Genomic DNA, 26,447 nt, shown 5'->3' on the forward strand with positions numbered 1-26,447 from the left:
CCGCCCGGGAGCCATGCAGTGGCTGAAACCATATTTTCTCTCAGGTTGATGTGATCTGCCAGACGGCGACGCCGGCAAGGGCGAGACCGGCGGCGCCCTCAATGGTCCGGGAGATGGTTTCGAACAGCCGTGGCTGGCGCGCGAAAAACTGTACAAGCCGTTCCCGAAACAGGATCGACAACACCGCGACGCAGGACAGCGTCAGCGCCACGCCGACCATCATGGTGACGGCAAACAGGACGCCCGCTGCCGGAACACCCCTGGAGATCGCGAAAGTCATCGCGAACAGCGTCAGCGGGCAGGGGATCAGACCTGCCATGACGCCGACAGCCTCGCCCTCGTGCCTGTGGTGATGGCTGTGGCTCAAAGCGCGCCAGAGCATCCAGACGCCAATGAGGCCGAGCAGCCCACGACTGATATGCTCCAGAAGCGGAGCGCGGCCGACGCTGCCCAATGCTATGGAGACCAGTGGCAGCGAGAGAGCCGCAATCAGAACGGCAATCGTCACATGCGTGAACGACAGCGTGATAGATACGAGCAGGCCGCGCGAGACCTTCGCATCCGAACCGGCAAGATAAGTCGCCAGAACGGCCTTGCTATGACCCGGCGTCAGCGCATGAGCAGCCCCGAACACGACGCCCATCGGCAGGAAAGCCACGAACGCCAGCCAATTGCCTCCGGCCGCAAGCAGCTTGATCTGTTCGCCGAGCGTCAGATAGATCGCGCGCTGAAATTCGACGAGCGTCTGGAACATCGGACGAGACTAGCAGAAAATCGGCGAGCGTCAGTGCATGTGGCCATGGTCGTGCGTGTGCTCGTGAGGATGGTCGTTCTCTCCACGTTCCGTTGAAAACCGCACATTCGCCTCAGCCAGGGCCGGCATATGCTGGGACAGTTCGTCCTTCAGCGCTGCCGCGATCTTGTTCGCATCCGACAGCGACAGGGTTTCGTCTGCGGCAATTGCGATGTCGGCGTGCAATCTGTGTCCGATCCAACGCGCCTTGGCATCGACAATGCGTGCGCCCGGAACATGCTCGGCGGCATGTCGGATTTCGTCCATCACACCGGGTTCGATTCCATCCAGCATGCGGGTCAGCACCGAACGTGCCGATTGCCAGACGACACCGAAGATCGCAATCGTGATCAGCAGGCCGACGATCGGGTCGGCCAAGGAAAAGCCGAGCCAGACGCCGATGGCTCCGATGACCACGGCAAGGCTGGTAAGTCCGTCGGTGCGGGCGTGGTAGCCGTCGGCAATCAGTGCCGCGCTGTTGATTTCGCGGCCGACGCGGATACGGAACACGGCAACCGCCTCGTTGCCGAGGAAGCCGACAATGCCCGCCGCCGTCAGCCAGCCGAGGTGTGTCACCACTTGCGGATTGATCAGCCTGTCGATGGCCTGGTAGGCGGCGACAACAGCGCTGAACAGGATGATGAGCACGATAGTGATGCCGGCCAGATCCTCGACCCGCCCCAAGCCATAGGTGAAGGTCCGCGACGGCTTGCGCCGCGCCAGCACGAACGCAATCCATAGCGGGATCGCCGTGGTCGCATCGCCGATGTTATGGATTGTGTCGGCCAGCAGCGCCACACTTCCCGACAGCACAACGACGACCATCTGCAGCGCCGCGGTGATGGCCAGGATCACGAACGACCATTTGATTGCCCAGATACCCCGGTCGGTGGTGGCAATTGTCGCATCGATGACGCCATGGGTGTGGCCGTGCGAACCGTGATCGCCATGATGATGTGCGGCGTGCGAGCCGAACCCGAACCATTCCAGAATGGGGGCTACAATGGCATTCATAGATACTTCGCCAGCTGCTTGAGTTCCGCCAGCGAGTTGCCGCCGGTTTCCACGCTGTCCGTCAGGCAATGCTCGATGTGGTCGTTGATCAGCTCGCGCTTGGCGCTGCTGATCGCTTTTTCGACGGCATGAAGCTGCTGCGCCAGATCAACGCAAGGGCGATGCGCCTCGATCATGGCCAGCACCGCCGCGAGGTGGCCTTGCGCGCGCTTCAGGCGCTTTGTGATGGAAGGATGCGAGGCGTGGAGGTGATCTGACATGCCCCAGCATATCCTCCCGGGGAGGATACGCGTCAAGCTCTAAGTCAGCTGTGCAACTTCCGGAGAGGCTTCACCTTGAGCATTGCTTGTTCTATGCCTTCCGCATGAAGAAGCTTGCCCGTTTTCTTGGCCTGCTAGCCGTTGCAATAGCGCTAGCGGTAGCGCTGGGCACGCTGCTGCCGCGCCCGCTCTGGCCGGCGGCCGTTGCCGATCCGATCGGCGCAAGCCACCGTATCCTGGTGCTGCAAAATCCGATCCACACCGACATCGCCATCCCGGTCGACGACGATGTGCGCCGGCGCTTCCACTTTCTGGTCGATGCCGGCATTCCGGTCGACATGGCGGAGGTCCGCTACATCGCCTTCGGCTGGGGCGGCCGCGCTTTCTATCTGGAGACGCCGACCTGGTCGGAGCTGAAGGCGGTGCCGGTGATGAAGGCGCTGACGGTCGATGCATCGGTGATGCATGTCGACGTTTCCGGCGACATCGCCGAGCCGCATCCCGAAGTCGCGGGTTTCGACATCGGCGAGGAGCGGTTTACGGCGCTGCTCGATTACATTGCGGCAAGCTTCCAGCAGGGGCCGAACGGAGCCATTCCGATCGAGAATGCGGCCTATTCCCGTTTCGATCGTTTCTTCGAAGCCAATGGTGATTTCAACGCGCTGATCGGCTGCAACACCTGGACGGCGGCGGCGCTGCGCACGGCCGGCCTGCGCACCGGCTGGTGGAACCCGCTGCCGGCATCGCTCGGCCTGTCGATGCGGCTTTACAATTGAAGAGGGTTCCGGCTGATCAACGCCGCGATCCTTCGCGCCCCTCTCTGTCCTGCCGGCCTATCGAGCTTCATCGCCGATCCCCAGACTCGCGCGCCCGCCAGCCATAAAGCCAATCAAGATCGGCGGCGAGCTTTTCGGGTGAGCGCATCGCCAGGAACAGGTTGCGGGCCATCGCCACCGGCCCGGCCGCATGCCAGGCGAGGCGATTGACGGCGCCGCGGCGGGCAACCTGGGCGACGCGCGGCCGCCGCGCCTGTTCCCAGGCGGCAAGCGCCCCCTCAAGATCGGACGGCGAAGCGGCAACGAAGCCGGCAAGCGTCGCCGCGTCCTCGATCGCCATCGCCGCGCCCTGCGCGGCAAACGGCGTCATCGCGTGCGCCGCATCGCCGATCAGCGCGATGCCTTGCGGCGTCGTCCACCGCCGCTGCTCGACAGTGTGGATCGGCCATGCCGTCCACGGTGCCGCTTCGCTCGCCAGACGGACCAGCGCCGGCGCGGTACCGCGCATGGCGCTTGAGAGGCTGGCGGGGTCGGCATGCCCCGACCAGCCCTCGGCGATGCGCTTGCCCCTGGTGAAGGCGGCGAAATTGAAGGCAGTGCCACGGCTGACCGGATAGGCGACCATATGGAATCCGGAATAGAGGAATGCGCTAACGCAATCGGCCGCACCGATCGCTGCAAAGGTTTGTCCGGCGGGGCTGTCGGCGGCCACCGTGGCGCGCCAGGCAAGCTCGCCGGAAAACCGGCTCCTACCGAATTCGACCGCCTTGCGGGCAAGCGTTTCTCGCACCGACGACCAGACGCCATCCGCGCCGATCAGCAACGATGCTTCCGTTTCGATGGCCGTGCCGGCAACCTCGACTATTGCGGTGATGCCATTCGGTCCGGTGGCGACGCTGCCGACGCGGGCGCCGGTGACAAGCTCGACCTCGGGCCGCTCGGCTATCCGCTGCATCAGCGCTGACTGCAGATCGGCGCGGTGGGCAACGAGATAGGGCGCTCCCCAGCGCGTTTCTGCCGCCTGGCCAAGCGGTACGCGCGCCAGCTCGCGCAGCGTGGCGGCATCCTTGAGCACGACCGCCTCCGGGCGCACCACCGTCGGCAGCAGCCGATCGAGTACGCCTAATTGTCGAAGAATGCACGTCGCGTTGGGTGAAAGCTGGATACCGGCGCCGGCAGCCTCGAGGTGCTGCGCCTGTTCGAACAGTTTTATCCGATAGCCGCGCTCGGCGAAGGCAAGTGCTGCGGTCAGCCCGGCGACGCCCGCCCCGGCGATGACCACCTGCCGGGACTGCGTTTCCTGCATCAGGCTTGTCGCGGAAGAATCAGGCGGCCTGGTCGAGATAGAGGCAGCCCGGCGGCTGCGTTTCCAATGCCTTCAGCTTCGGCGAATAGCGATAGAGCGTCGAGCAGTAGGGGCAGACTTTTTCATTGTCGTCGCCCATGTCGAGAAATACATGCGGGTGGTCGAAAGGCGGATTGGCGCCGGTGCACATGAATTCCTTGACGCCGATGTCGATTGCCGGATAGCCCGCATCGTTCTGGAAATGGGGAATGGAACCGCCTGCCATCGTCGTCTCCTGATCTTGTCGATTGCATCTGGATCATAACCCGTCTCTTTGCAAGATCGATGAAATGAAACTGTCGCAAAAGCCTGTCAGAGGATAAGTTAAGCCGGTTAAGGCTGTGGTCGTCGAACGGTGTGGGAAGAGCGGAAACCATGAACGAACTGAAGCCGGTCCAGAACGAATTCATCACCGTCGAGGCGGCGAGCCCCGAAGGCGGCAACCCCGACCGCTTCGTCAACCGCGAATTTTCCTGGCTGCAATTCAACCGACGCGTGCTCGAAGAGTCGCTGAACGCCAATCATCCGCTGCTCGAGCGTGTTCGCTTCCTGTCGATATCGGCCGCCAATCTCGACGAGTTCTTCATGGTCCGCGTCGCCGGTCTCGCCGGCCAGGTGCGCGAGGGCATCGTGCTGAAGAGCCCGGACGGACGCACGCCCGAGCAGCAGCTTGAACAATTGCTGCGCGAGGTCGAGCGCCTGCAGGAGGACCAGCAAAAAAGCCTTTCGGCGCTGATGCTGCTGCTAGACAAGGAAGGCATTGAGAGCATCACTCGCGAGGCGCTGAGCAAGGACGAGAAGGCCTGGCTGGAGGACCATTTCCAGGAGCAGGTATTTCCGGTGCTGACGCCGTTGTCGATCGATCCGGCGCATCCGTTCCCGTTCATTCCCAATCTCGGTTTCTCGATGGCGCTGCAATTGCGCCACCGCAAGAACGGCGAGGAGATGAGTGCGCTTTTGCGCCTGCCGATGGCGCTGAGGCGGTTCATCCGTTTGCCGGATCGCAAGCGCCATGTCCGCTTCATCCCGCTCGAGGAGGCGGTCGGCCTTTATATCGGCAAGCTGTTCCCAGGCTATGAGGTCAAGGGCTCCGGCACGTTCCGTATCATCCGCGACAGCGATATCGAGGTCGAGGAAGAGTCCGAGGATCTGGTGCGCTTGTTCGAGACGGCGCTGAAGCGGCGACGCCGCGGCTCCGTCATCCGTATCGAATTCGACATGCTGATGCCGCCCGAATTGCGCGACTTCGTCGCCGGCGAGCTTGGCGTCTCGGCAAGCCGCATCAGCGTGCTCACCGGTCCGCTGGCGCTCAGCCAGATTTCGGAGATCGTCGCCGTCGCCCGCGACGATCTGAAATTCACCCCCTACAATCCGCGCTTTCCGGAGCGCATCCGCGAGCATGGCGGCGATTGCTTTGCCGCTATCCGCGAGAAGGACATCATCGTCCACCACCCTTACGAATCGTTCGACGTCGTGGTGCAGTTCTTGCGCCAGGCAATGGCCGACCCGGAAGTGGTGGCGATCAAGCAGACGCTCTATCGCACCTCCAACGACAGCCCGATCGTGCGGGCTTTGGTCGATGCGGCGGAAGCCGGCAAGTCGGTGACCGCACTGGTCGAGCTCAAGGCGCGTTTCGACGAGGAGGCCAACATCCGCTGGGCCCGCGACCTCGAGCGCGCCGGCGTCCAGGTCGTCTTCGGCTTTCTCGAACTGAAGACCCACGCGAAAATGTCGCTGGTGGTGCGGCGCGAGGATGGCAGGCTGCGCAATTACGTGCATCTGGGCACCGGCAACTACCACCCGGTCACCGCCCGCATCTACACCGATCTGTCCTTCTTCACCACCGACCCGACAATCGCGCGCGATGTCGCCCAGTTGTTCAATTTCATCACCGGCTATGCCGAGCCGGCCGAGCAGATGCGGCTGGCCATCTCGCCGTTCACGCTGCGCGACCGCATCCTCCAGCACATTTCGGACGAGATCAGCCACGCGCTGGAGGGCAGACCGGCCCGCATCTGGATGAAGATGAATGCCTTGGTCGACCCGATCGTCATCGATGCGCTCTACGATGCCAGCCGCGCCGGCGTCGAGATCGATCTCGTGGTGCGCGGCATCTGCTGCCTGAGACCGCAGGTGCCCGGCCTGTCGGAGAACATCAGGGTGAAGTCGATCGTCGGGCGTTTCCTAGAGCACAGCCGCATCTACTGCTTCGGCAACGGCCACGGCCTGCCCTCGGACGGGGCGATCGTCTACATCTCCTCGGCCGATTTGATGCCACGCAATCTCGACCGCCGCGTCGAGACCATGGTACCGATCACCAATCCAACTGTGCATGAGCAGGTGCTCGGCCAGATCATGCTCGGCAACATCATGGACAACCAGCAAAGTTTCGACGTATTGGCTGACGGAACCTCCCGGCGCGTCGTGCTGGAGGAGGGCGAGGAACCGTTCAACGCGCAGGAATATTTCATGACCAATCCGAGCCTGTCCGGACGGGGCGATGCGTTGAAGTCGCATGCGCCCAAGCGCATCGCGCAGTTCAAGCGCCGCAAGAAACAGAACGCAGCGACGGGCTGATGATTTCAGCATCCCAGGGCCGGCTTCAGGACCGCCGACCGCTGTCCATCATCGATATCGGGTCGAATTCGATCCGTCTTGTCATCTATGAGGGGCTGGCGCGCTCGCCGACCTTGCTGTTCAACGAAAAGATGCTGGCCGGCCTCGGCCGTGGCATCGTTTCGACCGGAAAACTCGATCCCGAGGCGGTGACGCGCTCGATGGAAGAGTTCCGCCGCTTCCGCGCGCTTTCCGACCAGGCCGGCGCCGAGCGCATATATGTGCTGGCGACCGCCGCCGCTCGCGAGGCCGTCAACGGCCCCGACTTCATCCACCGCGCCGAGGATGTGCTCAAGACCGAGATCCAGGTGCTGAGCGGCCGCGAGGAAGCGCATTATTCGGCGCTCGGCGTCATCTCCGGTTTCCACCCGGCCAACGGCATCGCCGGCGACCTTGGCGGCGGCAGCCTCGAACTGATCGATATCGACGGCGAGACGATCGGTGACGGCATCACGCTGCCGTTGGGCGGGCTGCGCCTGCAGGACATGGCGAAGAACTCGCTGACCCAGGCGGCAAGGATCACGCGCGAGCAACTGGCACGGGCGAAATTGCTGAAGGGCGGGCAGGGCAGGGCCTTCTACACGGTCGGCGGCACCTGGCGAAATCTCGCCCGGCTGCACATGGAAATGACCAACTACCCGCTCGGCGTCATGCATCACTACGAAATCGGCATCGAAAGCGCCGCGAACTTCCTCCGGCAGGTCGCCAGGGCCGAGATCGACAAGATCAGAGGCATCGAGGGCATCTCCAAGAACCGCCGCTCGCTGCTGCCCTATGGCGCCATCGTGCTGCAGGAGATCATGGCGGCGATGCAGCCGTCGAAGATCATCGTGTCGGCGCTGGGCGTGCGCGAGGGCTTTCTCTATTCGCTGCTCGACAAGGCCGAGCAGAAAGCCGATCCGCTGATCTCGGCGGCGGAAGAGCTTGCCCGCCTGCGCTCGCGCTCGGTCGACCACGCGCATGAGCTTGTCGAGTGGACCGGCAAGGCGTTCGCCGCCTTCGGCATCGACGAGACCAGGGATGAGGCGCGCTACCGCCACGCCGCCTGCCTGCTCGCCGATATCGGCTGGCGCGCCCATCCCGAATATCGCGGCAAGCAATCGCTCAACATCATCGCCCACGCTTCCTTCATCGGCGTCGACCATCCCGGCCGCGCCTTCCTGGCGCTTGTCAGCCTGTTTCGCCACGAGGGCGTGTTCAATGAAGCCGCTCCGGAAATCCGCGGGCTGGCGACACCGCGCTATCTCGAACGGGCTCGCGTGCTGGCCGCGCTGCTGCGCGTCGTCTATTTGCTGAGCGCGGCAATGCCCGGCGTCATGCCGCGGCTGAAATGGGAAAACCGCGGCAATGGCGTGCTGGCGCTGGTGCTGCCGGCAGCGCTGGCCGATCTTTACGGCGAACGGCCGGCCGGTCGGCTGGCACAGCTGGCAAGGGTCACCAACCGCCGGCTGGTGCTTGCGGTCGAGGGCGGGCCGAGCGTTTCTGTCAAATAGGCTGTCTCGGCCAACTTAATCGTTGCTCCGCCTCAAGCAATCGTTTCAGGTTTTGCGCCGCCCCTCATTGCCCTGCCGGGCATTTCTCCCCGTATAGCGACGGGGAGAAAGACGCCTTCGCAAAGGATTTCGCTAATCTCCAGCGTTGCAGAAAGGGTGCCGACGTTGCGGCCAGCCCCTTCTCCCCGTCACTATACGGGGAGAAGATGCCGGCAGGCAGATGAGGGGCGGCGCCGACTTCCGCAGGCGGACGAGTCGAGCGCTAGCTTTTGCGTGAAGCAATTGCTCCAGCCACCCGCCCGTCGGCCGACCATGCTCCGGCGCCAGCCATTGCCAGCGCCAGAAAACCGCCTGATATGGCGATGTCCTTCATCAGCATCTGTGAATGCATGAAGGTCAGCGTCGGGTCGTCGCCACCCTGGCCGTAATGACCGATGAAGGCGGTCGCGATGCAGAAGGCGGCAAGCAGCAGCGCCACGACCGGCGTCTTGAAGCCGACGAGGATGAGCAGCCCGGCGATCAGCTCGAACAGGCCTGTCGCCCAAGCCACCAGCGTCGGCAGCGGCAGGCCGAGGCCGGCGAAGTAGCCCGATGTGCCGGCGATATCGGCAAGCGCATGGAAGCCGGATGGCACGAACAGCGCGGCGAGCAGCAGCCGGGACAGCAAGAGCAGCGCATTGCGAGGCATGGTCTCCTCCGATATCGGCGGCCGATCCTAGCAGAGTTCCAGCCAGCAGATATAAACCGACAACGAAAAAGGGACGCGGAAAATTCCGCGCCCCTTTTTTTCAGGAAAGTTGGGCCGATTCAGCCGCGCTTGGCATCGATCGAATACGCGCCTGGACCCGAGGAGGCGAGCACGAGGAAGCCGCCGGCAATGCCGAGGTTCTTCATGAAATTGATCATCTGCATCTGATCGGCCCAGCCGGTGTGGGCGACCAGTGCGGTGGCGACGGTGAAGATCGCCATCACCCAGCCGACGATCCGGGTCTGGAAGCCGACGAGGATGGCGAGCCCGCCAAGCAGTTCGATCAGGCCGACGACGATGGCGGTCACCATCGGCAGCGGCAGGCCAAGGCTGCCGAAATAGCCGGCGGTGCCGGCAATCGCCGTCAGCTTGCCGAAGCCGGAAAGCAGGAAGATGACAGAAAGCAGGATGCGGCCGAGCAGGATCGTGCCCGAGGCGCTGGAGGTGGTGCCGGAACCGGCAAACGAAGTGTTGGTGGACGTGTTGGTGGACATGCGTAACTCTCCAGAAGGGTTTGGCCAAAGACTTGGGATAGCCGTCCAGTTAGCGCATGCCGACTGTTCACCAAAGACGTCAGATTGGTTACGGATTGTTCACCGAGGTAACGTTTTCGCGATCAACTTACCCTGGATGCGTCATGTCTTCCGGCCGCACCAGCCGCTCATAATCGGCTTCGCTGACCAGCCCGGTGGCCAGCGCTTCCTCGCGCAGCGTCGTGCCGTTCTTGTGCGCCGCCTTGGCGATCTTGGCGGCGTTGTCGTAGCCGATCGTCGGCGCCAGCGCCGTCACCAGCATCAGCGAACGGTCGAGCGCTGCCTTGATGTTGTCTTCGCGGGCCTCGATGCCGACGACGCAATTGTCGGTAAACGACACCGAAGCGTCGGCCAGCAGCTGGACCGATTGCAGGAAACAATAGGCCATCAGCGGATTGTAGACGTTGAGCTCGAAATGGCCCTGGCTGCCGGCGAAGCTGATCGCCGCGTTGTTGCCGAACACCTGCACGCAAACCTGCGTCATGGCCTCGCATTGGGTCGGATTGACCTTGCCCGGCATGATCGAGGAGCCCGGTTCGTTTTCCGGCAGCGACAATTCACCGAGGCCCGAACGTGGGCCGGAGCCGAGCAGGCGGATGTCGTTGGCGATCTTGAACAGCGCCGCCGCGCAGGCATTGATGGCGCCGTGCGAGAAGACCATGGAATCATGGGCGGCCAGCGCCTCGAACTTGTTCGGCGCGGTGACGAAATCGATGCCGGTGATCGCGGCGATGCGCGCCGCCACCTTTTCGGCAAAACCAACCGGCGCGTTGAGGCCGGTGCCGACCGCGGTGCCGCCCTGTGCCAATTCCTGCAGGCCGGGCAGGGTCATCTCGATGCGCTTGACCGACGAGGCGACCTGCGCCGCATAACCGGAGAATTCCTGGCCGAGTGTCAGCGGCGTCGCGTCCTGCGTGTGGGTACGGCCGATCTTGACGATGTGGGCGAAAGCCTTGGTCTTGGCCTCGAGTGCCGCATGCAAATGTCTCAGCGCCGGCAGCAGGTCGTGGATGATGCGCTCGGCGCAGGCGATGTGCATGGCGGTCGGATAGGTGTCGTTCGATGACTGGCTCATATTGACGTGGTCGTTGGGATGCACCGGCTTCTTCGACCCCATGACGCCGCCCAACAGCTCGATCGCCCGGTTGGAAATAACCTCATTGGCGTTCATGTTGGACTGGGTGCCCGAGCCGGTCTGCCAGACGACCAGCGGGAAATGCTCGTTGAGCTTGCCGTCGATGACCTCCTGGGAGGCCTCGATAATGGCCTTGCCGATCGCCGGATCGAGCCGCTTCAGCTCCATATTGGCTTCGGCGGCCGCCCGCTTGACGATGCCCAGCGCCCGCACAATCGAGGCCGGCTGTTTCTCCCAGCCGATCTTGAAATTAGCCAGCGAACGCTGCGCCTGCGCGCCCCAATAGCGGTCGGCGGCGACCTCGATGGGACCGAACGTATCGGTTTCGGTTCTGGTCTCTGGCGCGCTCACGAAGTCTCTCCGGTTTGCAATTTGCAAACGGCGTATCGCGTTGCACAAATGCCTTCAAGCGGAGATTGCGGGTGACGGGAATGCAAATCGGTTGAAGCGCTCCCAATCTCCCCCCTTGAGGGGGAGATGTCGCCGAAGGCGACAGAGGGGGTCGGTACGTCTTGACGCGACTCTGCTAACGGGCAGAACAGGCTGGCACTCGACGCGCGGCGACCCCCTCTGGCCTGCCGGCCATCTCCCCCTCGAGGGGGGAGACAAGCAACTCCTCAACCCGCCGTGTACCCTCCATCCACAGCAAATACACCACCGCTGGTCCATGCCGCTTCGTCGCTTGCGAGATAGACCGCGATGCCGGCAAGGTCGCTGGTCCGGCCGATGCGGCCGAGCGGATAGCTGCGCTCGACATAGGCCTTGAGCTCGGCTTGCGCGGCTTCCGGCAGGTTTTCGATCGACCTGCGCCGCATCGCCGTGTCGACCGTGCCGGGCGCGATGGCGTTCACCCTTATGCCGCGCGGCCCGAGCTCGAAAGCGAGCGACCTGGTCAGCGAATTGAGCGCGCCCTTCGACAGCGAATAGAGGCTGGATGGCCGCTTCGGGATCATCTTGTGCGCGAAATAGGACGAGATGTTGATCACCGAAGCCGCGCCCGGCGCGAGATGCGGCAACAGCCGCTGAGTGAGGAAGAATACGGCCGTGACGTTGAGTGCGAAGGACTGCTGGAATTGGTCCTCGCTGACGGTTTCGAACGGCACCAGGAACGCCACGCCGGCATTATTGACGAGGATATCGACAGGTGGGCCGCGTTTGACATGCTCGACCACGGCATCGATGCCGGCGCTGGCCGACAGATCGGCCGACAGCGTTTCGACGCCGTCCCCGAGCTGCTTGCGGGCGGCGTCGAGTTTTTTGCCGTCGCGGCCGACGATCAGCACGTCCGCGCCTTCGCGCAAAAACGCCTCGGCGATTGCCAGCCCGATCCCGTCCGAGCCGCCGGTGACCAGTGCCCGTTTGCCGCCCAGTCTCATCCAACACTCCCGTCTTGTCTGATACGGAGAACAGCGCCGTTGGCAATTGTGGTCAAGCCGCCGGCCTATCCTACAATATGAACTTTCGGCTGATGCGCGTGTCTATTCGGCAGCGGCTGCACCGCGCCGAACAGCCAGCCGCGTAGCGACGAAATCCTTGACCTGATGAATGGCCTGTTCACGCGTAACGCTGCCGGGCTGCAAGCCAAGCCGCAACCACAGCCCGTCGATCAGGGCGGTTACTCCGAAAGCGATCTCGTCAGCATCGCGCGCCGGCGCCAGACCGCGCAGGCCGGATAGCAGGTTGGACCGCATGCGCGCATGGATCACCTTCTGGATGCGGGCAAGCTTTTCGTCGCGCGGCACCTCCGCGCAAAGCGAAAGCCAGGCATGGCAGAGGGACGGCTGGAAAAGATGCGGCTCGAAATTGCCTTCGATGATGGCATCTATTCGTTGCATTGGCGTGCGCGCCTGTCTCAGCCGCTCGACCACCGCATGCCGCAGCACCAGGTTCGATTCTCGCATGGCGTGCTCGAATAGTTCCCGCTTGCTGCTGAAGTAATGCAGCACGATGCCCTTCGACGCGCCGGCCTGTGCCGCCACCTTTTCTATGGTCGCCCCAGCTATGCCTTCGCGCTGAAGCACGGCAAAGGCAGCCTGCCGCAGCTCTTTGCGGCGTATGTCGCTGAGACGCTTGAGTTTCACGAGCCTGGATCCATGCATCGAGAACCGACGTTGACATTTTCGTCCGCTGAGATCAACAATTGACCGGTGGGACAATTTAAAAACCAGATGGTCAACATCGTTGGTGAAATGAGGAGAACCGAAATGCTTCGTAGCCTTGGAATGGGCGCCTCGCTCTGCGTCCTGCTGGCTAGCCAGCCGGCCTTTGCAGGTGAACCCGAGCAATGCAAGATCGTGCGCATGGCCGAGCCTGGATGGAACGACCTTGCCTTCACCACCGGCGTCACCAGCGTCTTGCTCGATGCGCTCGGCTACAAGCCGGCAAGCTCGCTTCTGGGCATCAACGTCATCTATGAATCCTTGAAGAATAATGATTTGGACGTGTTCCTTGGCTATTGGGATCCGGCGATGATCACCTACTACGAGCCCTATAAGAAGGACGGCTCGGTAGACGATGTGCGCGTCAATCTCGTCGGCGCCAAATACACCTTTGCCGTGCCGACTTACGTCTGGGAGGCCGGCGTCAAGGATTTTGCCGACCTGCAAAAGTTCGCCGACAAGTTCGGCAGGAAGATGTACGGCATCGAGCCGGGCTCCAACCAGCTGATGATGGACGCCATCGCTGATAAGTCGCTCGGCCTCGATGGCTGGCAGGTCGTCGAATCGAGTGAAGCCGGCATGCTTTCCGAGGTCGGCTACGAGATCAAGGAAAAGCGCTTCATCGTCTTCCAGGGCTGGGCGCCGCATCCGATGAACACGATGTACGACTTCAAATATCTGAGCGGCGGCGACAAGTTCTACGGCCCGAACTTCGGCGCCGCGACGGTGACGACGCAGGTGCGCAAGGGCTATCTGCAGCAATGCCCCAATGTCGGGCAGTTGCTGAAGAACCTCGCCTTCGATATCGATTTCGAAAACCTCGGCATGGGCTATCTCATCAATGACGGTATGAAGCCGGAGGAAGCCGGCCTGAAGGCGGTCAAGGAGAATCCGGATAGGCTCGGCGCCTGGCTGGCCGGTGTCACCACATTCGATGGCAAGCCCGCATTCGACGCAGTCAAGCAGCAGCTCGGCCTGTGATATCGGCCGATCAGGCGGGCTGGAACGGCCGCAAGCGCAACGTCGGTGCTGAAACGGCCTGCGTCGAAATCGCCGGGCAGGAGCCCGCGCTGGTGCTGGTGCACGGCTTCTCCGACACGAGCCGCAGCTTCTCCTTGCTGGCGCCGCATCTCGCCGGGCGCCGGCTTGTCATTCCAGACCTGCGCGGGCATGGCGCCTCGCCGGCCGGGACACGCGGCTTCGCCCCGGCGGATTTCGCAGAAGATGTGGCGGGTTTGATCGAGCGATTGCGGCTCAAGCGGCCGGTTCTGGTCGGGCATTCCCTGGGCAGCATGGTGGCGATCGAGGCAGCCGCGAGCTACCCCGAGATGATCGGCGGCCTTGTGCTGATGGCCGGAACGCTGCGGCCGCAGATCGGTGAGGACCACCCGATGACCATTGGTGTGCGGGCGCTTCGAGATCCGATATCGCCGGCCGATCCGTTCTATGACTATTGGCATGCCTGCGAGGCGGAGGTTCCAGCGGACTTTTTGACCATGGCTGCAAAGGAGGCGTCAGCGATGCCGGCGGCTCTTTGGCGCGCAATCCTGGAGCAGGTTCGGCGCATCGATCTGACCGACAAGGCGCGCATACTGCGCCTGCCGGCGCTTGTCATTGCCGGCGGGTGCGACCTGCTCTTCGACGAAACACACCAGCAGCGGCTCCTCGAAGAAATCCCTGGCGCCGCGAGCGTGAGCGCGGCGCGATGCGGACACAATCCGCACTGGGAGGATCCGGCATTGGTTGCGGCGGCCATCGCCCGATATTTCAAGGTCTGGAGTGAAGCCGACCTCGAAGCGACCGGCAATCCGGGCTGGGACCGGTCATGAACCTTTCCGAATACATGGCGCTGGATGCCGTCGCCCTGGCCGGGCATGTTCGCTCGGGCGAACTGTCGCCTATCGAGGTCGTCGAGGCGGCTATCGAGGCGATCGGAAGCATCAATCCCGCTATCAATGCCGTGACGCTGATCGATGCGGACCGGGCGCTTTCCGGCGCGGCAAGCTGCAACCGGCAGGCGGCACTCGCCGGCATTCCTTTCCTGGTCAAGGACACCGGCGTCAATGTGCGGGAGTGGCCGACGACGCACTCGTCGCTCTACTTCAAGGACGCCGCGCCGAAGCCCGACAGCGAGATCGTCCGGCGCTGGCGGGCCGCCGGTCTGATCTTGCTGGGCAAGACAAACACGCCGGAATTCGCCAACGACTTCGTGACCGAAGCCAGCTTTCGCGGCCCCACCTTGAACCCCTGGGATCCGTCGCTGACGGCGGGCGGCTCAAGCGGCGGAGCTGCTGCCGCGGTGGCAAGCGGCATGGTGCCGGTCGCCCACGGTTCCGATATTGGCGGCTCTATCCGGGTGCCGGCCGCCTGTTGCGGCGTGTTCGGCATGAAGCCGTCGCGCGGGCTGACGCCTGTCGGCCCGTGTCGAGGTCAGGTCGGTGCCGGGCTCTACGCCGAGAACGTCCTGTCCCGCACCGTTCGGGACAGCGCCGCCATGCTGGACATGACTGCCGGTCCAGAACAAGGAGCGCCTTACTCCGTGTCCAAATCGGTGCCGTCCTACCTGGATTGGCTGTCTTCCCCCGGCGAGCGTCTGCGCGTCGCGTGTCTGGCGCACCGGCCGGATGGCATGCCCGTCGCGTCCGAGATCGGGGCAAAATTCCAGGAAGCCATGATCCTCCTCGAGGACAGGGGGCACGAGGTCACAGAGGCGCGTTTCCCGCGGGAAGCCAGCACCGAAGCGGACTGGAGCATCTTCTGGATGTCGGAGGTCGCGCGGCTGGTTGACGAGCGCGCCGACGAGATCGGGCGGATGCCGGGGGCCGGCGAAATCGAAAGCCTGACTCGTCACGCGCTCGACTGTTTCCGGCGGTCCTCGGCCGCCGATTATCTGAGGGCGCAGGACCATGTGCACAGCGCTTCGCTGGCGATGGCGAGGGCATTCGATGCCTTCGACCTGATTATGACGCCGACGACGGCCGACCTGCCGCCCCGGCTTGGCGCCATCCATGGCGATGGTGCTGTCTTCGACTACGAGGCTTGGGCGAGCCGGGCCTACGGCTTTGCGCCCTTCACCGAAATCTTCAACGTCACCGGGCAACCCTCCGCCAGCCTGCCGCTTTTCCAGTCGAAAGGTGGCCTGCCGATTGGCATCCAGCTTATTGGCCGCAAGAACGAGGATCACCGGCTGCTTCGCGTCTCGCTTGACCTCGAGCAGGCAACCGCATGGGCGGCGCGTTACCAAGCCATCCATGCCAGACATTTTCAGGCGTGAACCAGGAGGCTCCCGCGACGTAGGAGGCGTCGACGATGTTGGTTCATACCGAAATTGGGTGCTGCCCGAGCAGTGATTGCGACGTCGGCGCCAGGCGCAGAACCTCCACGGGCCTGGCCAATTGCCGCTGTGCGGTCTGCTCGAATGCCTGCCACTCCGGGGAGGCAGCCAAGGCTGCCTCATGGCGGGCATGGGCTTCGGTGCTGTCGAAACCCGTGATGCTGATGAAGACGTTTTCGCCGGTTCGCACCGGCAGTCGCGGAAAGCTGTTTTCGGCATGCTCGGTGACAAAGGCGGCGAGCGGCCTTGCGCCAAGTGCGGCAAGCACCGGAAGAGCCCCGGTCTGGAAATCCCTGGCGAAACGAGCCTCCAGGCCCGGTTGCAAATGATGAATCCTGATGACAACAATTGCCTGCAAATCGCTGCCTGCGCTCGGTTTTTCGAGGTCCGCCTGGGGTAATCGTTGCGATCCAGAGAGGTCTAGGCCGGCGCCTGGCCAGGCCGGCTTCAGCAGCAGCACGTCGTCAGAATCGATCATCGTGGCGTTGGCGGCGTCGCGCCAGGCAGCCCAGACCGGCCCGTCATAGAAGGCGGTCAGAGCGTTTTTCCGCGCTTCCATGCCGTCGAAGCCGCGCAGCCAGACGAACATGTCCGGCCGGTCGAGATCGCGGAACTGGCCGATGATCGTCATTCCCGCGGTTTCCTGGCCCTCGATCAGCTGATTGTCGAAGACACCGATCAGCGTCTCGCGCCGGCCGGGTTTCAGTGTGTATTGCCTGAGTTCGACAACGGGCGAGGCGAGCAGATCGGATTTAGGCGCGGCGTTCAAAGGCAGGTTCATCGCTCGATCTCCAAAACAGGACAGCCATCCTGTTTTACAAAACAGACCGGTTGTCCTGTTTTGTCAATCTGCTATCGTGTGAAAATGTCAGCAGAGCTAACCGCCCGCTCAAAGTCGCGGGCTCAAAAACGCACCAACGACCCCGAAGGCATGCGCAAAAAGGTGCTCGACGTCGCCGAAGCGGCGTTTCAGGCACGCGGCTATCATGCGTCCAGCATGGGCGACCTGATGGCGACGGCTGGCGTCACCGGCGGCGCGCTGCACCATCATTTCGCGACCAAGAAGGCGCTGGCGCTTGCAGTGATCGAGGAGCGGGTCGCCGCAGCGGTAGAAGAGACATGGATCGAGCCGATGCGGATAGCTCCCTCAGCGCGCGAGGGTGTGCGCTCCGTATTCGCGGCCGTCGCGGCGGAGCTGGAGCGGCAGAGTTTCGTGCGCGGTTGCCCGCTCAACAACCTGGCGCATGAACTGTCGCTTGCCGATCCGGATTTCCGCATTGCCCTTGCCGGCATTTTTTCGGTCTGGCGTCAGGCGATCGCCGACAAGATCAGCGCCGACCAGCAGGCGGGCCGGGAGCTGGGCACCGATCCGCAGCGCTTCGCAGCGCTAGCTGTCGCCAGCTATTCCGGCGCCATGTCGATGGCCAAGACCGCACAGGACGCAAGCGTGCTGCGCGACTGCCTGATGGCGTTGGAGCAGGGAGTTATGTCGTCCAAAACAGGAACGAGGCGACGTAACAGGATACTGCACAGAGCCCTTTGACGCCGGTAGGGCAGTCGCTCACTATGACCGAGGCGGGGAGGCCGAGCTCTTAATTCGGCAGCGGCTTGATCAGCTCGTAGCCGACCACGCTTTCGGCACTGGTGCCCTCGTCATAGCGCCTGGCCACAACTGCCTGCAGGTCGGGTGCGTAAAGCGCGGTAAATTCGTCCCGCGTTTCGCCGGCCTCGCTCCTGATCGTCTGCTTGACCGCGAGCACGGGGTATTTGCATTCGCCCAGGCTGAACGTCTCCTTGCCCTTGACGTTGATCTCGAGCGTCTCGGTACCCTTCGGCGGCTTGTTCGGTGCGAGACGGGCAAACATGATCTTGCTCTTGGCACCCGCCCTCAGCGGGAACACTTTCCTGAGATCGGAAAACGGGATCATCGCCAGCTGCCCCGTGCTGCTGTCGCGAAACACTTCGATCAGCCCGCCGAACAGGTACTGCGACTGCGGCGATTGCGACTGGTATTTGTTGGCCACGGCAACCATTCCGCCCGCCGCCGGACGAAATTCGCTGTGGATGCCAGGCCTTTCGAGAATGAAGCCGGCCTTGGCCGATTTGGCGTCGATGCACTCGGCGCCATGCGCTGCGCTCGTCACCGCCAGAATGGCCATTGTCATGCCGATGGGTGCAGTTTTCATGGCGTCCTCCTCTGCCCGCGCAAGTTGAATGCCGAAAGCAATGCCAGACCTGGGAGAACGTGTCGACATACTTTGCGAGCAACTGGACTGCCGGTCCGCGTCGTGCTGAATTTTAGCGCATGATGCATCGCATTCCCGCCCGCCCGGTCTCCCGGCGCAGCTTCCTGATGAAGGCAGCGGCCGTTGCCGCTGCCGGCGCCGTTTCGCGCCCGGCCTTCGGCCAGACCGGGCAGCGCATCCCGCCGATCGACGCCACCTTCCTGTTTATCGCCGATGTCCATGCCTGCCGCATGGCGAACGGATTGAGCCCGCACTGCGAGCAGGAGGGCAAGACCGACGCTGCCTTGCTGCGCAATGTCGCCGCACTCAACGGCGTCGGCGACAGGCAATGGCCGGCTGAAATCGATGGCGTTGCCACCAGCCTGCGCTCGACGGGCAAAATCGGCGCGCCGCTCGGCCTCGTCGTCGGCGGCGACATCACCGATGATGGCGGCGGCCAGATCACCCAGCCCAGCGAGGGCACGCAGCTGCTTCAGTTCAGCCAGCGCTACCAGCAAGGCGTAGGCCCCGACCGCGTGCACATGCCGGTCTATGTCGGCCTCGGCAACCACGACCTCGACCAGAACGGCCCGCGCTCGCATGTCGACTGGTACCGCCGCGAAATGCGCGACTATGTCGAGGTCAACCACCGCCCCGGCGTGTTCTTCAAGCCACCCGCGCCGGCGACCGACTACGATGTCGGGACCGATTGCTATTCATGGGATTGGGGCGGTCTGCATCTTGTCCAGACGCACCGTTTTGCCGGCGATACCGGCCATGGCGCCGTCAGCAGCCTGCCATGGCTGAAGCAGGACCTGGCGACTTATGCCGGCGACGGCCGCCCTGTCATCCTGTTCCAGCATTATGGCTGGGATACTTTTTCGATCGAAAGATGGGACGCCGCCGAGAAAACCTTCGACGACGGCGGCAAGGGTCCGCCGCACTGGTGGAGCGAAGCCGACAGGCAGGCGCTGCTGGCTGTGCTGAAGGGTTACAACGTCGTCGGCATCTTCCATGGCCACCAGCACGCAACGCCGATGATCTACCACCGTGACGGGCTCGATTTGTTCAAGCCGAAGGCCGCCTTCATGGGCGGCTTTGCCTTGGCTAGGGTGACCGGCAACAGCATGGACGTGGTGCTGGGCGAAGCCGCCGGAGATCATGGCGAGGTCATCTTCACCAATGCGTACAGCAAAAGCCTGACTTTCTGACGGGCAGGAGAGGGCGCAAAAAAGGCGGCCGAGCCGCCTTTTTCCTGGTTTGCAAAGGGTCGGCGTCAAAGCGCCTTCTTCACCTTGTCCTTCACGTCGCCGTAAGCCTTCTGCATCTTGCCGGTGGCCTTGTCGACGTCGCCTTCGGCCTCGGTGCGCCTGTTGCCGGTGGCCTTGCCGGCGGTCTGCTTGACCGAGCCCTTGGCTTGCTTGGCAACGCCGGCAACCTGATCCTTGTTCACCATCTCGCATCTCCTGAACCGTTCGCCTGGAGAAACGGTCGCGGATCGCTTAGGTTCCGGGTTCTGCCCGTCGATTGGGATAGCTTCCGGCCGCGAAGCCGACAGGATAGGGTGCGCGAGAAGCCCGAACAGACAGGGCCGGAGGGACAATGGCTGAATTCACGCTCTTCATCGGCAACAAATGCTTCTCGTCCTGGTCGCTGAGGCCATGGCTGGCGATGAAGCATCTGGAGATCCCGTTCGAGGAAGGTCTTGTGCGCCTGCGCACGCCCGAGACCGCGGCCAATCTGGCCAGGATCTCGCCGACCGGCCAGGTGCCGGTGCTGAACCATCGGCTGGCGACTGGCGAGGTCCGGATCGTCTGGGAAACCCTTGCCATCCTTGAATATCTTGCCGAGCTGTTTCCCGAGAAAAAGCTCTGGCCGGCCGACATCGGCGCCCGCGCGCTGGCCCGCTCGGCGGCGACAGAGATGCATTCGGGCTTTCGCGAGGTCCGCTATGGCTGGCCGATGAATTTGCGCCGGCCAAAAGGCCATAAGCCGCTCGACGCCGAAGGTGAGACGCAACGGGCGCGCATCGAGGATCTGTGGCGGCAATGCCGCGAAAAGCACGGCAAAGGCGGGCCGTTCCTGTTTGGCCATTTCACCGCGGCCGACGCCATGTACGCGCCGGTCGTCACCCGCTTCGAAACCTATGGTGGCACGCTGGCAACCGATACCCGCGCCTATGTCGACGCCGTGCTTTCGATGCCGGCGATGCAGCACTGGTATGCCGAGGCGGCGAAAGAGCCTTGGCCGGAGCCCGGCCCAGACGAATAGAGCCGAGCAACCGGCAAGCTGGTCTTCCACTTCGCGGCCCGCGGCCTATCTGAAGATCGGGCAGGGGTTTTGGAGACTTCACAATGACATCTGTTCCTTCCGCACTGGCCGGCAAGGTCGCACTCGTCACCGGCGCCTCCTCGGGCATCGGCGAGGCAACGGCTGTGGCGCTCGCGGCCGCCGGGGCCAAGGTTGCCATTGCCGCACGCCGCGCCGATCGGCTCGAAGCGCTGGCCGCACGTATCGAAAAAGCCGGCGGCACGGCGCTCCGCATCGAGGCCGACGTCACCAGCAACGACGATGTCAGCGCCATGGTTGACAAGGTCGTCGCCGAATGGAGCCGCCTCGACATCCTCGTCAACAATGCCGGAGTGATGCTCCTGTCGCCCGCCGCCGAGGCGGTGCTCGACGACTGGCGCCGCATGGTCGAGCTCAACCTGCTGGCGCTGATGGGCGTCACCAAGGCGGCGTTGCCGCATCTGAGTGCCGCCAAGGGTCACATCGTCAATGTCTCGTCGGTCGCCGGCCGTGTCGCCAATCCGGGCGCCAGCGGCTATGCAGCAACCAAGTTCGGTGTCGTCGGCTTTTCCGAATCGCTGCGCCGCGAAGTCTACGCCGACAAGGTTCGCGTCACGGTTATCGAGCCCGGCCTGGTGCGCACCGAACTCGGCGACCACATCACCAATCCGGCTTTCAAGGCTGATCTGGACAAGCGGCTCGCCGCCATGGAGGCGCTGACCGCCGAGGACATCGCCGCGGCCATTTTCTACGCCGTGAGCCAGCCGGCACATGTCAACGTCAACGAGATCGTCATCCGCCCGACCGACCAGGAACGGTGAACGGCGTCAGATATTTCGCTACGCTTCGAATCCCGCTCGTAGGAAATCGCCACACTCCTCGACCAGCCGCGACGGCTCCCTCGCGAGATAGACGCCGAAATCCGCCATCGGCGCCGGCGGCAGGTTGAAGCGTCCGTTGAGGCTTTGGCAGTCGGGCGGTAGTCCTTCCTGCAGCAGAAGCCCGATGCCGAGCCCAGCCCTCAGCGCCGAGATCAGTGTCGCGAAGGTCGACACGCGGCAGCCGATCTTCCAGCCGATCCCGGCCTCGGCGAGCGAAGCCAGCATCCTGTCCTGCCAGGAGCAGGCGCCTTCGAAGATGATCAGCGGAAGCTCGACCTCGTCATCAATCTCGATCATGCGGCTTGCCGCCCAGACCAGCTGTCGTGACAGATGGCCTCGCGGCGCCCTTGTGAAGCGTGCCGGATCGGCCATGACGATGTCGCATCTTCCTTCGCCAAGCGACTTGCTGAGATCGCTGCTGCTGGCCGATGTCAGCTCGATCTCCACGGAAGGATGCCGGCGGCGGAAGTCGGCGATGATCAACGGCAGCCGCGTCACCGCCAAATCCTCGACGATGCCCAGCCGGACACGGCCGACCAGCCTGCGGCCTTCTATCTCGCGCCTGGCATCGTCACCGATCGCGATGGCCTTGCGGGCGAAGGCGAGCAGGATTTCGCCGGCCTCGGTCAGCGTCACGCCGCGCGGCGAACGGCGCAGCAGCTCGGCGCCGACTTCACCCTCGAGGCGCTGAAGCTGCATACTCACCGCTGCCTGGGTGCGGGCAAGCCGATCGGCCGCCCGGCTTACCGTTCCCGTATCGGCCACGGTGACGAAGGCGCGCAGCAGCCTGACGTCGATATCTCCAGTCATAAGAAATCCTGATAGCTGTGTCAGCATTATCAGGCTATCCGAAAGTCCGATCTGAATTCAAGGTCCGCTCGCACGAACGGAGCAGGAGCAGCCACCTTGTCCTACAGAAGAAGATTTGATGAGCTCGGTATCGCCTGGCCGTCGCTCGAGCGGCCCGCTTTGCCGTTCTCGCCGACGGTTCGGGTCGCCGACATCGTCTATGTCTCCGGTCAGATTCCCGAGATCGGGCAGGAGATCGCCGCGATCGGCCAGGTCGGCAGAGAGATCGATCTGGCTGCCGCGCGGAACGCCGCCCGGCTCTGCGCGGCCAACATCGTTTATTGGCTGGACAAGGAACTGGACGGCAATCTCGACCGCGTCGTGAAATTCGCCAAGCTGACCGTCTATGTAAATGCGGCGGCCGGCTTTTCGGCTTATTCGGAGGTCGGCAACGGAGCATCCGAATTTCTGCTCCATGTTTTCGGCGAGCGTGGCGAGCACGCCCGCTGCTCGCTCGGCATGGCCGGCTTGCCGGCCAATGTTCCGGTCGAAGCCGACGCTATCGTGTATGTCCGCTAGGGAGGTCGCCCGAAATGGGCAGTGAAACCAGGAGGACGCTTGGCTTGATGGCTGCAAATCTTGAGGGACGGAGGGCGCTTGTTCTCGGCGGAAGCAAGGGCCTCGGTTTCGGCGTTGCCGAAGCGCTCGCGGCGAAAGGCGCCGAGATCATCCTGGTCGGACGAGGGGAAGCGACCCAGGATGCGGCGCGACGCGCAATCGAGGCCGCCGGCCACGTCTGCTCGACTTTCAGCGCCGACCTCTCCGACAACGACAGCGTCTCCCGGCTGATCCGTGCCGTCGAGGACGAGCATCAGCGGATCGACATCCTCCTGCTCAACGGCGGCGGCCCGCCGCCCTTCGCGGCCAGCGTCTTCGATGCGAGCGTCTGGGAAAAGCAGTTCACCAGTATGGTGTTGAGCCAGATGCGCATCGCCATTTCTTTCCTGCCAGGCATGCGGGCGCGGCGCTGGGGACGCATCATCGCCGTTTCCTCCACATCCGTCCGTGAACCGATCCCCGGCCTTACCGCTTCGAACGCATTGCGTGCGTCGCTCGCCGGCTGGGCAAAGACGCTGGCCGGCGAAGTGGCGGCGGACGACGTCACAGTCAACCTGTTGCTGCCGGGCCGTTTTGCGACGGACCGGACGAAACAGTTCGACGCCATGGACGCTGCCGACAGGGGTGTCGACGCTGCCGTGATCGCCGCCGAGAGTCAGGCTGAAATCCCGGCAAAGCGCTATGGCACTCCCGCCGAATTCGGCGCGGTTGCCGCATTCCTGGCCAGCGACGCCGCCGCCTATGTCACCGGCGTGGCGTTGCCGGTGGATGGCGGGCTCAGCCGCGCCATGCTGTGAGGCAGGGGGCAGCGGCGCGAATGGTCGCATCATACAGGAACGCCCCTCGTGCCTTTTATCTGCGCGGGGGGCGTCCTGGTGGTCGTCCGCCTTTTCTCAAGATCGCTCTTTCGAGGAACGGCGTTCGACACCGAAAAAATGCCCCGGCGCCAAAATGGTTCCCGGCTGGAGCAATTCCAGGAAAAGTGTGAACGGTTTTCCGTCCGGAATTGCGCAAAAACAAAGAGATAGAGCGGTTCGGCGTTTTCGTGGAACGATGAACCGGTCTAAGTGGTTTTTTCGGCGGGCAATAGCCCGGCTTTTGTTGTCAGATTGCCGGCGCACGGGCCGCCACCGCGCGTCTCTGCGAGTGTCGCAAATCAAAAAATTGACACAGCGCGCAAAGAAGTCTACAAGAATTTTGTCGATGTTTGTTTGACCGACTTTTGTTATCCGCGCGCCGAGGCGCGCCTTTGACGAACTTCCCCATCAAAATCGAGACAAACGTTGTTGTGCATCCGCATGACGGCGAATGAATATTTGCCATGGAAAGGGTTCGTTATGAGCACAGGCACAGTTAAATGGTTCAACGCCACCAAGGGTTTTGGTTTTATTCAGCCTGACGACGGTTCTGCCGACGTTTTTGTCCACATCTCAGCCGTCGAGCGCGCCGGAATGCGCGACATCGTCGAGGGCCAGAAGCTTGGCTACGAGATGGTCCGCGACAACAAGTCGGGCAAGATGTCCGCCGACCAGTTGAAGGCGGCCTAAAACGGAATTCAGCCTCACCGCTGACCACGGATGTACTGGCACCGGTGAATGGCAAATTCCAGCGCATGGTCGCGGGGAGGTTAAGTCCCGCTCATGCGCATGAGAAGAACGTTTCTTTGCGCGTCTCTCGGGATGCGCGGGCGCTCTCATGGGAGGTCAGGCGGTGCCTGGCCTTTTTCATTTTTGCGCTTCTACCGCCGAAAAGCGCTGCTCGACGGCCTAGACGTGCTAAGGACGTTTCAGCAATTTGAAACCGGCTGCCGTATTGCTTTGTGCGGGATCCTGGCCGAAAGACCAGTCTCGCCACCTTTTCGGCGGCGCGCTCCGAACCGGGAGAAAGACCTTGACCGAAACTTCAAAAAAACCCCGCGACCAGGCCGAATCCATTTTTAGCAAGACGCGGACCCAGTCGATGTCGCTCGACCGCATCAATTCCGAACGGGATGCCGTCAGCCAGGCCCGCGAAGCCAAGACCGCACGGCTGCGCGAACTGCGCCTGGAAAAGGAAGCCGACGAAATGGCGGCGGCGGTTGCGCTCGCGGCCTCGCCGAAACGCGCAGGCAAACGCTGATGGCCACCAAACGCGTGCCTCAAAAGGCGATCGCCGCAGATTCGACCATCGCCGATGTGGTGAGCGAACTCGACAAGCCGGTCGAATATGTCCGGCGCGTGCTCGAAAAGCTCGAGCGCTGCAGGCGTGTCCACGGCGATGCCCAGGTGCGGCTCGGCGTGCGCGGCCGCGCCGAATGCCCCAATTATCTGATTGAATACGTCCGGGAAAACGCCAAGACCCACGAGCGCGTGACCTTTCAGGACGCCGCCTACAGCGGCAGCACGCATCGCGAACTGGCCCCCCGGCACATCGAGGAAGCCAGGAACTGGTCGCCCGAAGAAATGAACATCACGGCCGTTTCGGCGCTCATCGGCCGCCTTCGCAATCCGAATGCGCCATCATCGCGTTTCTCTGACGAGGATTGATATGGCCATCAAGTTTTCTGCGAAGAACCAGCCGGCAGCGCCTGCTGCCGCCGTGAAGCCGGCCAAGCCGGCCGCCGCCCCAAAAACCGGTGAAGCCGCCGAGGCGGGCACCGATCTGTTCAGGTCGCCGGCCGAAGCACCGCCGCGCAAGCCGAAGAAGAAATAGCGCCCTTGCAGCAAAATGCCGGCCGGAAATCTGCGCCAAGGCTGCTTGCCCTGGAGGTCGCAGGGGATTTTTCATCGCCACAAGAGGGCGCCGACCCGGTTGCCTTCGATTGCCAGACCTGTGGCGCCTGCTGCGCCTACTCGTCCAGATGGCCGCGCTTTTCCACCGAGGATGACGCTCAGCTCGACCTTATCCCGCAAAAATACGTGGCTGCCGACGAAGCCGGCATGCGCTGCGACGGCGCGCGCTGTTCGGCACTGTGCGGCGAGGTCGGCAAGTCCACCGCCTGCGGCATCTACGAGATCCGCCCCGACGTCTGCCGCGCCTGCATGCCGGGCGATGACGACTGCCTGATGGCGCGCCGGGCTCACGGGCTGCCGACGCCGTAATCGCGGCCCCCGGGCTTGCGTCCCAGTTTGAATTTCCTCAGTCAGATGATCGAAAGTCGCTGCGGTAGAGGCCGGGCGATCTTCCGGTCAACCGTTTGAATGCCTGCGAGAACGACGGCACCGATTCATATCCGACGGCGCGCCCGATCTCGCCAATGTTCTGGTTCGTTTCCCGCAGCGCCCTGGCGGCAAGGTTCATCCGCCACCGGGTCACGTAGGATAGCGGCGGCTGTCCCACGAGTTGAGCGAAGCGACGCGCGAAGGTGGCTCGAGACTGTGCCGCGCCGCTGGCAAGGGAAGCGATAGTCCAGGGATTGCCCGGCTGCTCGTGGATCATGCGCAAAGCCTGCGCAATGCCT

Annotated in this window: 32 protein-coding genes; 17 read left to right on the forward strand and 15 right to left on the reverse strand. The window is 63.3% G+C overall.

The annotated features are described in order from the left end of the window. Positions 1–40: 40 nt before the first annotated feature. Genes AC0L2Y_RS06710 through AC0L2Y_RS06720 form a run of 3 tightly spaced genes read right to left on the reverse strand, consistent with a single transcriptional unit; the run spans position 41 to position 2,067 of the window. Entirely contained in the window at positions 41–754 is a 714-nt protein-coding gene (locus tag AC0L2Y_RS06710) for a HoxN/HupN/NixA family nickel/cobalt transporter (RefSeq protein WP_473554748.1), read from the reverse strand. 30 nt (positions 755–784) lie between these two features. Then, positions 785–1,807, reverse strand: a complete 1,023-nt coding sequence (locus AC0L2Y_RS06715) for a cation diffusion facilitator family transporter (protein WP_473554750.1) — start codon at positions 1,805–1,807, stop codon at positions 785–787. After that, complete coding sequence (locus tag AC0L2Y_RS06720; protein ID WP_352492603.1) at positions 1,804–2,067, reverse strand: metal-sensing transcriptional repressor; 264 nt, start codon at positions 2,065–2,067, stop codon at positions 1,804–1,806. The genes AC0L2Y_RS06715 and AC0L2Y_RS06720 overlap by 4 nt, the downstream gene beginning before the upstream one ends. Positions 2,068–2,171: 104 nt before the next feature. Between AC0L2Y_RS06720 and AC0L2Y_RS06725 the strand changes: the two genes are divergently transcribed. Further along, entirely contained in the window at positions 2,172–2,843 is a 672-nt protein-coding gene (locus AC0L2Y_RS06725) for a TIGR02117 family protein (protein WP_473554828.1), read from the forward strand. Positions 2,844–2,910: 67 nt separating this feature from the next. Here the strand turns inward: AC0L2Y_RS06725 and AC0L2Y_RS06730 are convergent, their stop codons facing one another. Then, the gene (locus AC0L2Y_RS06730; RefSeq protein ID WP_473554752.1) at positions 2,911–4,149 is read right to left on the reverse strand and encodes an FAD-dependent monooxygenase; all 1,239 of its coding nucleotides are present in this window, start codon (positions 4,147–4,149) and stop codon (positions 2,911–2,913) included. A 19-nt stretch (positions 4,150–4,168) separates the two neighbouring features. Next, entirely contained in the window at positions 4,169–4,414 is a 246-nt protein-coding gene (locus AC0L2Y_RS06735; RefSeq protein ID WP_023677627.1) for a zinc-finger domain-containing protein, read from the reverse strand. 149 nt (positions 4,415–4,563) lie between these two features. On the opposite strand from AC0L2Y_RS06735, the gene AC0L2Y_RS06740 reads away from it, so the two are divergent. Both AC0L2Y_RS06740 and ppx read left to right on the forward strand, forming a co-directional pair. Continuing rightward, positions 4,564–6,765: an RNA degradosome polyphosphate kinase gene (locus AC0L2Y_RS06740; RefSeq protein ID WP_473554755.1), complete on the forward strand. Its 2,202-nt coding sequence runs from the start codon at positions 4,564–4,566 to the stop codon at positions 6,763–6,765. Then, on the forward strand, positions 6,765–8,297 hold the full coding sequence (ppx, locus tag AC0L2Y_RS06745; protein WP_473554757.1) for an exopolyphosphatase: 1,533 nt from the start codon (positions 6,765–6,767) through the stop codon (positions 8,295–8,297). Before AC0L2Y_RS06740 ends, ppx begins: the two co-directional genes overlap by 1 nt. A gap of 262 nt (positions 8,298–8,559) precedes the next feature. On the opposite strand, the gene AC0L2Y_RS06750 is transcribed toward ppx, so the two are convergent. From AC0L2Y_RS06750 to betI, 5 genes are all read right to left on the reverse strand, one after another. Beyond that, positions 8,560–8,985: a DoxX family protein gene (locus tag AC0L2Y_RS06750; protein WP_473554759.1), complete on the reverse strand. Its 426-nt coding sequence runs from the start codon at positions 8,983–8,985 to the stop codon at positions 8,560–8,562. Positions 8,986–9,104: 119 nt separating this feature from the next. Beyond that, positions 9,105–9,539, reverse strand: coding sequence for a DoxX family protein (locus AC0L2Y_RS06755; protein WP_473554762.1), 435 nt, complete (start codon positions 9,537–9,539; stop codon positions 9,105–9,107). A 127-nt stretch (positions 9,540–9,666) separates the two neighbouring features. Continuing rightward, positions 9,667–11,064: a class II fumarate hydratase gene (gene fumC, locus AC0L2Y_RS06760; protein ID WP_473554763.1), complete on the reverse strand. Its 1,398-nt coding sequence runs from the start codon at positions 11,062–11,064 to the stop codon at positions 9,667–9,669. Between the two features lie 266 nt (positions 11,065–11,330). Then, a complete protein-coding gene (locus AC0L2Y_RS06765; RefSeq protein ID WP_473554764.1) occupies positions 11,331–12,089 on the reverse strand; it encodes an SDR family NAD(P)-dependent oxidoreductase in 759 nt (252 codons plus the stop codon). A 102-nt stretch (positions 12,090–12,191) separates the two neighbouring features. Beyond that, complete coding sequence (gene betI, locus AC0L2Y_RS06770) at positions 12,192–12,794, reverse strand: choline-binding transcriptional repressor BetI (protein WP_473554766.1); 603 nt, start codon at positions 12,792–12,794, stop codon at positions 12,192–12,194. 123 nt (positions 12,795–12,917) lie between these two features. Between betI and choX the strand changes: the two genes are divergently transcribed. The 3 genes from choX to AC0L2Y_RS06785 are packed head-to-tail and all read left to right on the forward strand — an operon-like array spanning position 12,918 to position 16,146. Next, the gene (choX, locus tag AC0L2Y_RS06775; protein ID WP_473554767.1) at positions 12,918–13,853 is read left to right on the forward strand and encodes a choline ABC transporter substrate-binding protein; all 936 of its coding nucleotides are present in this window, start codon (positions 12,918–12,920) and stop codon (positions 13,851–13,853) included. Continuing rightward, positions 13,850–14,701, forward strand: a complete 852-nt coding sequence (locus AC0L2Y_RS06780) for an alpha/beta fold hydrolase (protein WP_473554769.1) — start codon at positions 13,850–13,852, stop codon at positions 14,699–14,701. The genes choX and AC0L2Y_RS06780 overlap by 4 nt, the downstream gene beginning before the upstream one ends. Next, positions 14,698–16,146 (forward strand): amidase, encoded by a 1,449-nt coding sequence (locus tag AC0L2Y_RS06785; RefSeq protein ID WP_473554771.1) that lies wholly within the window; start codon positions 14,698–14,700, stop codon positions 16,144–16,146. Before AC0L2Y_RS06780 ends, AC0L2Y_RS06785 begins: the two co-directional genes overlap by 4 nt. 43 nt (positions 16,147–16,189) lie before the next feature. Here the strand turns inward: AC0L2Y_RS06785 and AC0L2Y_RS06790 are convergent, their stop codons facing one another. Continuing rightward, complete coding sequence (locus tag AC0L2Y_RS06790) at positions 16,190–16,987, reverse strand: NIPSNAP family protein (RefSeq protein ID WP_473554773.1); 798 nt, start codon at positions 16,985–16,987, stop codon at positions 16,190–16,192. Between the two features lie 150 nt (positions 16,988–17,137). Between AC0L2Y_RS06790 and AC0L2Y_RS06795 the strand changes: the two genes are divergently transcribed. Continuing rightward, a complete protein-coding gene (locus AC0L2Y_RS06795; RefSeq protein ID WP_473554776.1) occupies positions 17,138–17,749 on the forward strand; it encodes an LmrA/YxaF family transcription factor in 612 nt (203 codons plus the stop codon). 49 nt (positions 17,750–17,798) lie between these two features. Here the strand turns inward: AC0L2Y_RS06795 and AC0L2Y_RS06800 are convergent, their stop codons facing one another. Next, entirely contained in the window at positions 17,799–18,392 is a 594-nt protein-coding gene (locus AC0L2Y_RS06800) for a hypothetical protein (RefSeq protein WP_473554778.1), read from the reverse strand. A gap of 119 nt (positions 18,393–18,511) precedes the next feature. On the opposite strand from AC0L2Y_RS06800, the gene AC0L2Y_RS06805 reads away from it, so the two are divergent. Then, positions 18,512–19,642 carry a metallophosphoesterase gene (locus AC0L2Y_RS06805; RefSeq protein WP_473554779.1) on the forward strand — a complete coding sequence of 377 codons (1,131 nt, stop codon included), beginning with the start codon at positions 18,512–18,514 and terminating at the stop codon, positions 19,640–19,642. Between the two features lie 65 nt (positions 19,643–19,707). On the opposite strand, the gene AC0L2Y_RS06810 is transcribed toward AC0L2Y_RS06805, so the two are convergent. Continuing rightward, complete coding sequence (locus AC0L2Y_RS06810; RefSeq protein ID WP_254820647.1) at positions 19,708–19,887, reverse strand: CsbD family protein; 180 nt, start codon at positions 19,885–19,887, stop codon at positions 19,708–19,710. 146 nt (positions 19,888–20,033) lie between these two features. Here AC0L2Y_RS06810 and AC0L2Y_RS06815 point away from each other — a divergent pair, with 146 nt between their 5' ends. Together AC0L2Y_RS06815 and AC0L2Y_RS06820 are read left to right on the forward strand one after the other, a co-directional pair. After that, entirely contained in the window at positions 20,034–20,702 is a 669-nt protein-coding gene (locus AC0L2Y_RS06815) for a glutathione S-transferase family protein (protein WP_352492584.1), read from the forward strand. A gap of 83 nt (positions 20,703–20,785) precedes the next feature. Next, on the forward strand, positions 20,786–21,541 hold the full coding sequence (locus AC0L2Y_RS06820) for an SDR family NAD(P)-dependent oxidoreductase (RefSeq protein WP_473554781.1): 756 nt from the start codon (positions 20,786–20,788) through the stop codon (positions 21,539–21,541). A gap of 18 nt (positions 21,542–21,559) precedes the next feature. Here AC0L2Y_RS06820 and AC0L2Y_RS06825 read toward each other — a convergent pair whose 3' ends face one another. Continuing rightward, positions 21,560–22,411: a LysR family transcriptional regulator gene (locus AC0L2Y_RS06825; RefSeq protein WP_473554783.1), complete on the reverse strand. Its 852-nt coding sequence runs from the start codon at positions 22,409–22,411 to the stop codon at positions 21,560–21,562. A gap of 96 nt (positions 22,412–22,507) precedes the next feature. Here AC0L2Y_RS06825 and AC0L2Y_RS06830 point away from each other — a divergent pair, with 96 nt between their 5' ends. From AC0L2Y_RS06830 to AC0L2Y_RS06860, 7 genes are all read left to right on the forward strand, one after another. Beyond that, complete coding sequence (locus AC0L2Y_RS06830; RefSeq protein WP_473554784.1) at positions 22,508–22,969, forward strand: RidA family protein; 462 nt, start codon at positions 22,508–22,510, stop codon at positions 22,967–22,969. 47 nt (positions 22,970–23,016) lie between these two features. Beyond that, positions 23,017–23,805 carry an SDR family oxidoreductase gene (locus tag AC0L2Y_RS06835; protein ID WP_352492580.1) on the forward strand — a complete coding sequence of 263 codons (789 nt, stop codon included), beginning with the start codon at positions 23,017–23,019 and terminating at the stop codon, positions 23,803–23,805. A 540-nt stretch (positions 23,806–24,345) separates the two neighbouring features. Continuing rightward, positions 24,346–24,555, forward strand: coding sequence for a cold-shock protein (locus AC0L2Y_RS06840; protein WP_010915421.1), 210 nt, complete (start codon positions 24,346–24,348; stop codon positions 24,553–24,555). Positions 24,556–24,898: 343 nt separating this feature from the next. Beyond that, positions 24,899–25,126, forward strand: a complete 228-nt coding sequence (locus tag AC0L2Y_RS06845) for a hypothetical protein (RefSeq protein ID WP_352492637.1) — start codon at positions 24,899–24,901, stop codon at positions 25,124–25,126. Then, on the forward strand, positions 25,126–25,533 hold the full coding sequence (locus AC0L2Y_RS06850; RefSeq protein ID WP_352492579.1) for a hypothetical protein: 408 nt from the start codon (positions 25,126–25,128) through the stop codon (positions 25,531–25,533). Before AC0L2Y_RS06845 ends, AC0L2Y_RS06850 begins: the two co-directional genes overlap by 1 nt. Before the next feature lies 1 nt (position 25,534). Continuing rightward, complete coding sequence (locus AC0L2Y_RS06855) at positions 25,535–25,699, forward strand: hypothetical protein (protein ID WP_352492578.1); 165 nt, start codon at positions 25,535–25,537, stop codon at positions 25,697–25,699. A gap of 50 nt (positions 25,700–25,749) precedes the next feature. Further along, positions 25,750–26,088, forward strand: a complete 339-nt coding sequence (locus AC0L2Y_RS06860) for a YkgJ family cysteine cluster protein (RefSeq protein WP_352492636.1) — start codon at positions 25,750–25,752, stop codon at positions 26,086–26,088. A gap of 37 nt (positions 26,089–26,125) precedes the next feature. Here the strand turns inward: AC0L2Y_RS06860 and AC0L2Y_RS06865 are convergent, their stop codons facing one another. Then, on the reverse strand, positions 26,126–26,425 hold the full coding sequence (locus tag AC0L2Y_RS06865; RefSeq protein WP_473554831.1) for a helix-turn-helix transcriptional regulator: 300 nt from the start codon (positions 26,423–26,425) through the stop codon (positions 26,126–26,128). Between the last annotated feature and the right edge of the window lie 22 nt (positions 26,426–26,447).

This window comes from Mesorhizobium sp. WSM4830, from assembly GCF_055811495.1.